This is a genomic window from Nostoc sp. (assembly GCF_036917815.1).
In the GTDB taxonomy this organism is placed as follows: domain Bacteria; phylum Cyanobacteriota; class Cyanobacteriia; order Cyanobacteriales; family Nostocaceae; genus Nostoc.
Window position 1 is genome coordinate 1 of sequence record NZ_JBALEK010000102.1, and the last position, 11,918, is coordinate 11,918.

Annotated in this window: 8 protein-coding genes; 5 read left to right on the top strand and 3 right to left on the bottom strand. The window is 41.8% G+C overall.

Annotated features, from left to right (window positions below):
- Positions 1-252: 252 nt before the first annotated feature.
- The 3 genes from V7K97_RS31230 to V7K97_RS31240 all read right to left on the bottom strand — a co-directional run bounded on the left by V7K97_RS31230 (position 253) and on the right by V7K97_RS31240 (position 6,720).
- Positions 253-1,542: a calcium-binding protein gene (locus V7K97_RS31230; RefSeq protein WP_334804854.1), complete on the bottom strand. Its 1,290-nt coding sequence runs from the start codon at positions 1,540-1,542 to the stop codon at positions 253-255.
- A 1,019-nt stretch (positions 1,543-2,561) separates the two neighbouring features.
- A complete protein-coding gene (locus tag V7K97_RS31235) occupies positions 2,562-3,209 on the bottom strand; it encodes a calcium-binding protein (protein WP_334804855.1) in 648 nt (215 codons plus the stop codon).
- A gap of 316 nt (positions 3,210-3,525) precedes the next feature.
- Entirely contained in the window at positions 3,526-6,720 is a 3,195-nt protein-coding gene (locus tag V7K97_RS31240) for an MFS transporter (RefSeq protein ID WP_334804856.1), read from the bottom strand.
- 468 nt (positions 6,721-7,188) lie between these two features.
- Here V7K97_RS31240 and V7K97_RS31245 point away from each other — a divergent pair, with 468 nt between their 5' ends.
- From V7K97_RS31245 to V7K97_RS31265, 5 genes are all read left to right on the top strand, one after another.
- Positions 7,189-8,448 (top strand): histidine kinase, encoded by a 1,260-nt coding sequence (locus tag V7K97_RS31245; protein ID WP_334804857.1) that lies wholly within the window; start codon positions 7,189-7,191, stop codon positions 8,446-8,448.
- Between the two features lie 122 nt (positions 8,449-8,570).
- Positions 8,571-9,032, top strand: coding sequence for a BON domain-containing protein (locus V7K97_RS31250; RefSeq protein ID WP_334804858.1), 462 nt, complete (start codon positions 8,571-8,573; stop codon positions 9,030-9,032).
- A gap of 181 nt (positions 9,033-9,213) precedes the next feature.
- Complete coding sequence (locus V7K97_RS31255) at positions 9,214-9,648, top strand: CAAD domain-containing protein (protein WP_334804859.1); 435 nt, start codon at positions 9,214-9,216, stop codon at positions 9,646-9,648.
- 340 nt (positions 9,649-9,988) lie between these two features.
- The gene (locus V7K97_RS31260) at positions 9,989-10,396 is read left to right on the top strand and encodes a hypothetical protein (protein WP_334804861.1); all 408 of its coding nucleotides are present in this window, start codon (positions 9,989-9,991) and stop codon (positions 10,394-10,396) included.
- Between the two features lie 732 nt (positions 10,397-11,128).
- Complete coding sequence (locus V7K97_RS31265; protein ID WP_334804862.1) at positions 11,129-11,896, top strand: glycosyltransferase family A protein; 768 nt, start codon at positions 11,129-11,131, stop codon at positions 11,894-11,896.
- Positions 11,897-11,918 lie beyond the last annotated feature (22 nt).

An 11,918-nucleotide genomic window follows, 5' to 3' on the forward strand; every position in this document is an offset into this window, starting at 1 on the left:
CGTTTACGGTGCTGCTAGCTTTCATCCCCTGCCTGAAGTACGAAATACGCAACTACGTTGCTGTTTCTCAGGGGTTTTCAGCATCTCCCTTATAAGCGATTATGCGAACGTAGATATTACCTGGTTTTATCATGACTGGGCGGCGCAATCGAGCATGAGCAAGCATGACCTCTTGGATAAATCAAAAACAAGAACCCCACTTCTATAAGAGCGATCGCTGAGGAGTGAGGTATTAGGGACTTCCGCGACACGTTAAAGGATGATATCGCTTGCTACTAGTTGTGGTGATCCTGTAAGCTGAATCTCAAAGTCAGGCGACTGATTCCCGGCAGTGTTACCGCTAAGAATATCTCCTACATAACGAATCTGACCGGGTGCGGAGAATGCGCTAGCCCCAATGAAAGTGAAGGCTTGGTTGCCCGCTATAGTGGAGTTGGCATCGATGGCAGATAGATCGATTTGATCGCCTGGTAAGTTACCGTTTCCAACAAAGTCAGTGATCACATCCCGTGAAACACCAGCAGGACTATCTGAAACTGAGTTGAACTTGAAAATATCGTTACCTGGTCCTCCAGTGAGAATATCAGTCCCAGTACCGCCAGTGAGTATATCGTTGCCACGACCGCCGTTAATAGTATCGTTGCCACTACCGCCGTCAATAGTATCGTTGCCAGTACCGCCAGCGTTAATAGTATCGTTGCCAGTACCGCCTTTAATAGTATAGTTGTAATTGTCATTAGCACCAACGTCAACGATATCGCCGTCAAAACCACTGCTAACACTAGAGTTGCCCATCCCCGAACCGCCGTCACTAGTTGTAGTTGAGCTTATGCTGGTACCGTCATTGCTATCATTGAAAGTACCGGAGCTATCATTAAAAGTACCGGAAAGGATAATGTCGCTTGCCACTATTTGTGGTGATCCTGCAAGCTGAATCTCAAACTCAGGCGACTGATTCCCAAAAATGCTAACTTGGAGAATACCTCCTGAATAACGAACCTGATCGGGTGCAGAGAATGCGCTAGCCCCAATGAAAGTTAAGGCTTGGTTGAACGCTATACTAGATAGATCGATTTGATCACCTGCACCTGGAGAGATACTGTTTCCAACTCCAACAAAGTCAGTGATCACATCCCGTGAAAAACCAGCAGGACTATCAAAAACTGAGTTGAACTTGAAAATATCGTTACCTGATCCTCCAGTGAGAATCTCAGTCCCACCACCGGACTGAATCGTATCGTTGCCATCACCGCCGTTTATCAATCCGTCTCCGCTGCCAACAAGGCTATCGTTGCCATCATCGCCGTTAATCGTATCGCCAAAACCGCCTCGAATCGTATCGTTGCCATTACCGCCGTTTATCAATCCGTGTCCGCCGCCAACAAGGCTATCGTCGCCATCACCACCGTTAATCGTATCGCCGCCAAAACCGCCCTGAATCGTATCGTTGCCGTCAAACCCGTTGATAAGATTAGGATCAAAAGAATTAGAAAAAGGAACACTAAGATTGTCAGCGCCATTAGTACCGTTAATGGTTGGCATAATGAGTTTCTCCTAAACTTAGGTGGTAAAAAATTACCTCGTCATTTCTCCATCAGAAAACGGCGTTGCTGATTAAATGAATTTGGTTTCCCCCAAAGGCGCAAGGGAAATAGTTTCAAATTGAATTTTGGAATTTCACACTTTTATTCACCAACGCCGAGAAAACAAGGTGGATAAATAACGAGTGGAAAGAGATAACTGAACGAGATTATGATATTACGCTCAAGCGTACTTATATATATAAGAAATAATAAGTAAGTCGGTACAATAAAACCAAGCTGTGTGAAGAAAAGTAAACAAGGCTCAAACGCTCTTTTACCCTACTCCCTACCTTATTCCAACGATAATTATTAACGCCGACCTACTTAATTAACGCTCTCCTAATAAACAGAAATGTTTCTTTACATCCATTACGGGTGATCGCCCGTGACCAGCTTTTATTACTCTTGCCAGATTAAATTTGAAACCCTATTTTGGCGTTAGTCCGCGCAGGCGGACGAGAGTTAGTGTAGCCGCGATTTCTAATCGCTTGGATTATTCTCTCTCTAGAGTCATAGAAGAGCGTTAAAGGGCGTTGCTGAATCATGGGATGATTTCGCTCAATTTGTCACGAGTTTTCAATGGTTTCAACTGCCAATTCATCCCGCATTTATGCAACGCCAATTAAACATATTTTATTGGTATAGCAATCCTAATGCCCCTCTCGACGAGACGCTGGGCGTAGCTTGCTTTTCCCCAATAGTACGCGGACACGAGAAAGCATGAGCCAACGTAATTAAGTTTTGTGGCGGTGGTCTAAATCCCCGCCACAAAACTTGCCATTTTTCCGCGCTCATCCCCCACTAATTGATTCTGATTACGGTTGTAGTGTCTCCAGCTTTGCACCTGAATTCTTCTTCAACACTGAAACTTGCCTTGAAAATAGGGACTGGGGACTGAGGAATAAGAAGCGGGAAAGACATATTTTCATTCTCTCCTGCCTCCTGGCTCCTGCCTTATTTTCAAGGCAGGTCTATCTATTAAAGGATCAGGTCACTTGCCACTAGTTGTGGCGATCCTAGAAGCCGAACTTGAAAATCAGCGCCAAGATTGGCATTGATGTTAGCTTCGAGGATGCCTCCTTCATAACGGACTTGACCAGCTCCGGTGAATGCTTTTGACCCGATAAAAGTGAAGGCTTGCTTGCCCCCTTGAATGGTATTAGCGTCAATCGCAGATAGATCGATTTTGTCACCTCCGAAGTTACTCTTTCCAACAAAGTCAGTGATAATATCCCGTGCAACAGGAGTACTATCTGAAACTGAGTTGTATTTGAAAACATCGTTACCTGATCCTCCGGTGAGAATGTCAGCCCCACTACCGCCAATAAGGGTATCGTTGCCATTACCGCCAACGAGGACATCGTTGCCATTACCGCCAATAAGGACATCGTTGCCATTACCACCAATAAGGGTATCGTTGCCATTACCGCCAGTCAGGACATCGTTGCCATTACCACCAGAGAGGACATCGCTGCTATTACCACCAACAATGGTACTGTTGCCATTACTACTGTTAATGCTAATGGTATTACCATTAACAGTAGTAGTAGTAGTAGTAGTACCACCACCGCTAGTAGAAGAAGTGGAATTGCTGCTAATGTCCAAGAAATTTATTGTGGTTGCCATTAATGATTTTCTCCTAAACTTAGAGGTTCAAAAAACCACTTCACGATCACTTAACGATCGCTTCACGATTACTTCACGATCACTTCATCATTACTTCACGATCAGAAAACTAGGTTGCTGATTAAAAGTATGAATTTGGTTTTCCCAAAGGGCTAAAGGAAACAGTTTCAAGCATTAAAATTGTGCCCATATTTATGTTATATCCTTGGGGGGTAGTTTGTTTTATTTATAAAAAAAGTGAAAAAAAAGTGGCATTCGTTTGTCAAGACTGAATACCACTTTGTATTTTATCAAAATTCCCGATGAGGGAGATATTTTAGCCAGGTAGAGTTATCCCACTGACTGCGATCGCACTGGCACAAAGGGAGGTAATAGCTGTCCCAAATATCCACCAAGCAGCATTGGCAACGGTTTTTTTGGTTTCTTCGGCTTGCTTTTTAGCTTGCTCTTGGATTGCTTTCAGGCGTTTTTGGGTTTCTTGCTGGATGCGTTCGGCTCGTTGCAGTACACCATCCCGCGCCGCTTCTATTTGGTTGATGATCCTGTTAGCATCCTCCTCAGAAATATCCTCACGAGAACTGATGACAGCAACTAGGGTGTCACGATCAAATTGACTGAGGCGATCGCGCAATGCTTCAAATCCAGCTTGTGGATCGTCGAAAACTTTGGCAAAGTCTTGCTTAATTCCTTCATAGTTGAGTTCAGAACGATCCAGGGAGTTTAAATAGTTGCGAACTTTGGCAAAAACCCCATCGAGAACTGATTGCACTCTCTGCTGAATCTGCTGGAATTGTTCGACGATAGAACTACGAACAGACTCAATTTGCTCCACAATCCGGTTAGCTTCCTCTTCTGAAATATCCTCACGTTGGGATAATAGCGCCACAATTGTCGAACGATCAAATTTCGAGGCGCGATCGCTTAAATTCCCAATTCCGGCGCGGGGAGAAGATAGGAGTAATTGCAAATCGCGTTTGATTCCTTCTGGGTTGAGTTCTTCTTTATTGGTATTACGTAAGTATTCTTCGAGATTGGCTTCAAAATCTACAGCTTGTTGAGCAGTACGCTTGGCCAAACGTCGTGGCGCTCTGATAATATCACCAATCGCATCTTGGGCGCGATCGATAATTTGATTAACTTGCTCTTGGCTCAAATCTCCGCGCTGACTCACGAGTTTAACCAAGGTTTCTCGATCAACATGAGATAAGCGATGTCTGGCGACAAGCCGCTCCGCGTCTACGCGCAGTGCTAAGGCTCCGGCTTTGGGATCATCGAGTAGTTTTTCCAAATCGCCTCTGATCCCTTCTGGATCAAGTTCTTCCAAGTTGGTATTGCGGAGATATTCGGCGATCGCTTTTGTAGTTTTTTCGTACTGTTCTTTCGCTTGCTGCGGTACTTGCAGAATACTATCCCGGACTGCTTCGAGCTGATCGAGAGTTTGGTTTACCTGTTCTTCGCTCAAGTCTTGACGCTGACTGAGCAATTGTACCAATGTATCGCGGTGAAGCAGCGCGGTCTTGGGGGTTTCCCCCATGAGCGACTGCTGAACCCCGGAGGGGTCAAATTGGGATAGGCGCGATTGTAAAAGGCTAATTCCCGCTTGCGGATCGTCTAGCAAAACTTTAAACTCACGTTTGATCGCTTCGGGATTCAGTTCGTCTTTGTTAGTGTTCCGCAGATATTCTTCAACCCTTTGGCGCAGTTCATCAGCTTTCACCTTTGCTTGTTCTTGCAATTCTCTAGCACCATTCAAGAGATTATCGCGGTTGCGTTCGAGTTGACTAACAATATTATTAGCTTCCTCTTCGCTGATATCTTGACGCTGTTGGAGCAATTGGACAAAAGTATCGCGGTCAAATTGCCCGAAGCGGCTACTTAAATCTTCAAACCCAGCTTTGGGATCTTCCAGCAACTTGGCAAAATCTCGTTCAATACCTTCAGGATTGAGTTCTTCTTTCCCCGTTGAACGTAGATAATCTTCGATGCGGCTGCGGAAATCTTGCCCTTTTTCACGCGTTTGAGCCTGTTTTACAGTTTCTAAAACTTCCGAGCGATCGCTTTCCATCTGTTCAGCAATTTCTTTCACCCTGGCTTCGCTGATATCACCCCGTTGCTTCAGCAAGTTGGTAAAATATTCTTGATTGATTTCTTCCAACTCTCGTCTCACAGTTGTCGGATCTGCATTTACGTCATAGATGACTTCTTTAAATTCATCTACTAGGGTAATTCGGTTAAAGTGCCAAGGAAAGGAATTCAATATGTACTCTTCTATATCTGCCTTAATCGCGTTTTCGAGTGATATTGGCAATTTTGCAGATACTTGCTCAGTTGCTTCCTCTCTAAATTTTTTGAGTTGTTCTGTAATTTGATCGACATCGACATCTTGAACTTTTTCTTTTAGCTTTTGCAACTGAGTTGTAATTTTGTTCACATCGATATTAGAAAGGTTGACTCGCTCCAGAACTGCTGGTGCAGCAGCACTCAAACCATATCGAATAGCTTGTTTAATCACACCATTGCCATTACCAACTCCGACTGTAACCAGTTCTTGAAGCCGTTCACCTAATTGCTCTGAATTCAGTTCTTCGGGAGTGGCAGACTTAAGCAAATTAATTACTTGTTCTGTAGGATTTTGGCGATTTAAAGCTTGTTGCCAAGCACCTTGAAATTGGTCAGCAATGCCATTGATATCTTCTTTCGATAAATCTGTACGATTGCTGATTAAATCAACAAAGGTTTGGCGGTTAATGTTTTGCAATAAATCACTATTCGCAACAGATTGTAAATCTGTATCTTTAAGAAGCTGGTCAAATTGATTGCGAATTTCTTTGGTATCCAGCTTTGGTAGTTGCAGAGAACCTAAAGAACTTTTGAGCGTATTTGTAATACCTTCAGTATCAAAACCTGAAGTGAATTCCCGCCGAACTGCGGCTGTAATATCTTCAGCAGTAGAAACTAATTGTTTTTTCGCAGCATTAGCACCGATACCAGCAGTTGCTGTACCCATCAGAGCTTGAAAACCAGAAGTAACAGTATTAGCAATAGAACCGATAAAAGAACCTACTGCCGATGAACCCAACCAAATTACCAGTGAGAAATAGGCAGACCAAATGACTACACCGATAATTGCGCCTAAAAATGCACTTTCAATTAAGCTCAGTTTTACTGCTAGAAAACAAGCAATAAATAATGCAATACTAGCGGTTATCAACGCCCAAGCACCAGCTTTAGCTTGAACTTTCCGAATTGTCTTACCCAAACCTTCTGATTCATCATTAGAATCTGAGTCAATTTCCCAAGATGAAATTCCGACAGCGAGGGAAAAGTTTGTCAATAACAATTGAAAGGCAAATGCCATCAAAACCCCAGCTAGTAATGCTACCAAGAATTTAGGACCGGAAAAAAGAAGTGATGTTTCTTCTGGAGTTAGTGCTTCTTGAGCTAAAGTTATCGGCGCTAATCCAAAAGGCAGCCAGTTCCATCCCAAAATACTTAAAAAACTTTGAAACATAGGACTTTCTCACTTGCACTAAATTAAATATCCATTTAGAAAATGGCTTATTTCTTACCTTAATTATCAGTTATATAATTTGACACTTTCTTAGGTAATAAGTTTATTTGCCAAAAGTCGTATTTAGAAACTAAATGAGTGAAAAATAAAAAGATCCCCGACTTCTTCAAGAAGTCGGGGATCTTTTTCTGTTGGTGTTTGCAAGATATAAAACAATATTTTTTAGTGTGAAATTTCCGCTAAAATCTTAAAGGATAGAATAATTTGTATCTAAATATTTTTGTAAACACGAATTAAATTGTAGACTTGAGATTATTTTACTCATTTAGATAAAAACACCTATGTCTAATGATAGAGATAAAAATTCTTCCAAGCGATTGATGAAAGGTAAATAGAAATATGTATTAATAAGGGTTATTAGGAGCTATACATTAGTGAATAATTTATTTTGGCTGAGGAGAGAAAATAATGGTTGTAGGTGTACAGAATAAACGTGGCGTAGGCGTATTTTCTAATCGTCGAGATGTAGAACATGCGCTACATGAATTGAAAAAAGTCGGCTTTGACATGAATAGAATCTCTGTCATTACCCAGGATGGAGACAAAGATGATATTGCTGGGGCTGAAGTGCGCGATCGCGTCGGTAATAAATCTGACGAAGGCTCTAAAGTCGGAGCAGCTACAGGCGGTGCTTTGGGCGGATTGACTGGCTTATTAGTCGGCCTTGGCACTTTGGCAATTCCTGGAATCGGGCCAGTTATGCTGGCTGGAGCCGCAGCAACTACCCTAGCTACCACCCTCGCTGGCGCAGGTATTGGCGCAGTGGCCGGTAGTTTGCTTGGTGCATTAATTGGTTTAGGAATTCCCGAAGAACGAGCCAGAGTTTACGACGAACGTGTAAGACGGGGACACTATTTAGTCATCCTCGATGGCACAGATGCAGAAATCCTCAGAGCAGAAGCAATTCTAAATCAGCAGGGTGTGGAAGAGTTTGGCATTTTCGACAACCCAGATGCTAGCAATGTAAATGCTGATTATGTCACTCCAACCCCTATTTATGGTACTGTTACTAAACGTGCGATCGGGGTATTTTCTCATCGTCGAGATGCAGAAGCAGCAATTACAGAATTGCGAGATGCGGGTTTTCCCTTAAATAGAGTCTCCATCATTGCCAAAGATACAAACGGTCAAGGGATCGCTGGTATAGATGTAGATAGAAACGTTGGTACTGGTAATAAAGCAGACGATGGTGCAAAAGCTGGAGCAGCTACAGGCGGAGTTGTAGGCGGCTTGACTGGCTTATTAGTTGGACTTGGAACTTTAGCAATTCCTGGAATCGGACCGGTGATTGCAGGTGGCGCAGTGGCCACAGCTTTGGCGACAACATTGGCTGGTGGTGCCATCGGTGCAGCAGCTGGGAGTATTGTTGGCGCACTCGTTGGCTTGGGAATTCCTGAAGATAGAGCGCGAGTATATAGCGATCGCTTCCAAAGAGGCGACTACTTAGTAATTATCGATGGTACGGAAGCTGAAATCCACCAAGCGGAAGCGATTCTCAAACATCGAGGCATTGAAGAATTTGCGATCTATGATGCTACTGAGATCAGTGAACATCGCCCAGGTTTCGACCGAATAACCCATAATAGCGATCGCACCAATTACTCAACAGAGCCCGATCTAAACGATCCTGCCGTAGTCATTATTGACCGTCGTGATGAAATACTTTAACCCAAAGTAGTTTTAACTGAGATTAATTCTCCAAAATTGCCGGAGCAATAAGTTGGAAACTTTGCTCCTCACTTGTGCCGCAAATATCAACAAATTTCACTTTCCGATTCAGAATTAAACCTATGCAAAAGCTAACCCCCTTCTTAATTAGCGGTCTTTTGGTTTTTAGTGTCGCCGCTTGTGATAACGCTGCTAAGACAAGTGAATCTGCACCCAATAATGCTAATGATGCTCCCCAAACACCGACAGCACAAGTAACACAAGCTTCTCAACAAGACGCACAAAGTGAAGTCCGTAGAAAACAACTTGATGCTGATATTCGCGCCCGCGAACAGCGCAACAATACCACTGGTGGCGATACAACCAGAGCTAAAGGTGATCTAGCAAGTGAAGTTCGCTCCAAGTTAGAGGCAAACATACCCAAGAGTCAACTAACAGTTAATGCGGCAGATGATGGGACTATCACCGTTGGCGGAACTGTGAACAATGCGAAGGAGTTGGCTAAGATTGAACCTTTATCTAAGCAAATTAAAGGTGTCAAAATTGTAGTTGTTAAAGCAACTATTGCCCCACCAAAAAGCTAAGGCAGCTAACAACAAATCAAACTGAGTAGGTAGGCATAAATAAATTTCGATGCTCTTACTCAGTCTTAGTGGTCAGTTATACTTATAACTGACTACTAAGAATTGACAACTAATGACATGAATAAATATAATTATTGATGTTCAGTTATACAAACTATTGTAGTGGCCGAAAATAAAAACTATGGAAACCGAACAACAGCAACGTGAATCTGTCAATCGTTCCTTATCACAAGGGATGCTAGCACTTGAAGGTACTGATACTGTAAACTTGCCAAAGTTACCACCAGCCCGGGAATCGGAATCTCAATGGCAGCAAATTAGCAGACAAATTTCTCAATTTTTGCAGCAACTGCCCGAATACTTAAGTAGCTTTTTTCAAGACTACAAGCAGCCTCTAATAACCGTTGCTTTAATTTTGGCGGCCATTGTTACAGCTAAGGTAGTACTAGCAGTACTGGATGCAATCAATGATATTCCACTACTATCACCGCTCTTTGAGTTAGTTGGAATTAGTTACGCCACTTGGTTTATTTCTCGTTATCTAGTGAAGTCTTCAACTCGACAAGAATTAGCTGATGAAATTCAATTCCTGAAAAATCAATTTGTCGGGGAATAAATTACTGCCCATTAAACTAGTAAGCTAAAACACATCTAATTTGCATATTAAAATTTTCTTAACATCTTGTGGGGTGGGCAACATGAGCGCCTTGATTAAGTCTGTTAAGCAACCAAATTTTGAGTAGAGGCGAACAGTTGTTCGCCCCTACTCAGTAACCATTTAAACGAGAATCGCCATAACCTGAATTAATATTATTCTTTCGGATACATCAAAAGATAGAGAACATCACATTATATTTTAATTTAAGTCACTTCTAAAGATAGTAGCTCGGAGATAAAAAACAGCCTAATCTAGTTTTTGAAGTTATTTAATACATTCTTTAACGAGGACATAAATTATGGCTAATGAAGCAGTTAAGAAAGGTATCGATTCATCTGATCGAGCGGAAGTAGATACTTATGATCGCGGCATTATCCCAGCAGAAACAGCTGCTCGAATGGAAAGAGAAGGAGATAGGTATAAAACACTCCCCACAGAAGAAGGGGAGTCAGATGCATCTACTAATGACCAAACCGATCCAGAAAGTATCCGCACCACTGACGGCTATACCGTAGACAAAGAAGGTTTGTTAAACAACTATGCAGTTGAACCGGAAATGTACTATGAAGAACCGGGTGATGCACGCAAACAAGCAGCAGAAGATACGGCAGAACGTGTTGAAGAACTTGGAGAAATTAATCAGGACGAGGAAGGCAAGTTGACACAAAACGGGGACAAGCGCGGTAGAGGTCCAGGAATAATTTAATTAACAACTATGTTTTTGCTGGGTGCATTGACACGTAATAAGGCTAAATAGGTGGTTTGTAGAGACGCAATCATTGCGTCTCTATTTATATGTATGGGCTAATATTTGCAGAAATATGCTAGAGGATCTTTGAAAAGCCCTCTTCTGAGTACCAAAGCGTTCTAGATCCTCCTAAATATTTTCCCCAATGCCCCAAGTAAGTATTTTTCCGGTCTTTCTTCACAAAATCTTTATATAAAAACTGGTGACAACCCTCATACCTAAAATGATATGCTGTGGTAAGTAGATGCACCCTGATGATCTGGAGAGCTGCTTAAGTGGCTCTCTTTTTTATTTTATTTCTGTGGTATTTACGGATAACTTCATAAGATTATTAGAAATAATTTCAGTAAATGCACCTTGATGATCTGGCTGACTTTTCACGTCATGTGGAAAAGCCTATGAAAGACCTAACCCCCGAGCAAGCTTCCCGACACGGGAAGGGGGAAAATTCAAAGTCTCTCTCCTTGTAGGAGAGAGAAATAGAAGTGAGGTTTTCCAGATACCGTGAAAAGTCAGGATGATCTGGAGAGCCACTAGGGTTGTTCTCCTTTTTTGCTTTTGTCTTTCGTCATAATCAAGGTAAAAACAATTAGGCCAATCGCCAACTGGTGCATTCTTATTGCCAAGTCCTAGCGTCACTCGTAATGTGTTATTATCTACCTCGATATTCTTAGCTATTTGTATAATACAGTGCTTGTTTTTGTTATCCCACTCAAAAGTGCACAAGTTTCCAATTCCTGGGAGCGTGTTACGCAATTATTTGAAAGATGCATTAAATCAGTTTGCAATCAAACCTCACCTAACTTTCGCGTTATTGTTGTTTGTCACGAAAAGCCCAGAATAGAATTCACTCATTCTCACATCACATATATTAAAGTTGATTTTTCCCCTGCCAATGAGACTGACCCTGTAGCAAAAGGGGACACGGATAAAGGGCGTAAAATTTTAAAAGGATTGATTTATGCTCGTCAATTTTCTCCTACTCACACAATGACAGTTGATGCTGACGATTGTGTGAGTCAAAACTTAGCTAAATTTATTCAACAACACCCTGATTCTAATGGATGGTTTATAAATAAAGGTTATAAATATCAGGAAGGGAGTAATTACATATATATCAAAAGAAGCAACTTCTATAAAATGTGCGGCAGTTGTAACATTATTAGATATGATTTGAATGATTTACCCGAAATCGGTGAATATAATCGTGGCTACGGATACTATAGATATTATATAGACCACGCCAAAGTCAGAGATATTTTAAATAACAAAGCACAAGCCATTAAATCATTACCATTTCCCGGAGCTGTTTATATTTTGGAAACAGGTGAGAATCTTTTTGATAACTCAAAAAGATTGAGATTTAGTATTTTTAATCGCAAATTACTAAGTCAATCAGTTAGAGATGAATTCGGATTATACAATCTACAGCAATCCACAGAAATTTGTCAACTATAATAGATTCTCTGAGAATGATCGG

What these genes read in the sequence shown, in the direction of transcription:
- V7K97_RS31230 (WP_334804854.1), bottom strand. Translation starts at nt 1,542, where the DNA reads ATGCCAACCATTAACGGTACTAATGGCGCTGACAATCTTAGTGTTCCT.
- V7K97_RS31235 (WP_334804855.1), bottom strand. Translation starts at nt 3,209, where the DNA reads ATGGCAACCACAATAAATTTCTTGGACATTAGCAGCAATTCCACTTCT.
- V7K97_RS31240 (WP_334804856.1), bottom strand. Translation starts at nt 6,720, where the DNA reads ATGTTTCAAAGTTTTTTAAGTATTTTGGGATGGAACTGGCTGCCTTTT.
- V7K97_RS31245 (WP_334804857.1), top strand. Translation starts at nt 7,189, where the DNA reads ATGGTTGTAGGTGTACAGAATAAACGTGGCGTAGGCGTATTTTCTAAT.
- V7K97_RS31250 (WP_334804858.1), top strand. Translation starts at nt 8,571, where the DNA reads ATGCAAAAGCTAACCCCCTTCTTAATTAGCGGTCTTTTGGTTTTTAGT.
- V7K97_RS31255 (WP_334804859.1), top strand. Translation starts at nt 9,214, where the DNA reads ATGGAAACCGAACAACAGCAACGTGAATCTGTCAATCGTTCCTTATCA.
- V7K97_RS31260 (WP_334804861.1), top strand. Translation starts at nt 9,989, where the DNA reads ATGGCTAATGAAGCAGTTAAGAAAGGTATCGATTCATCTGATCGAGCG.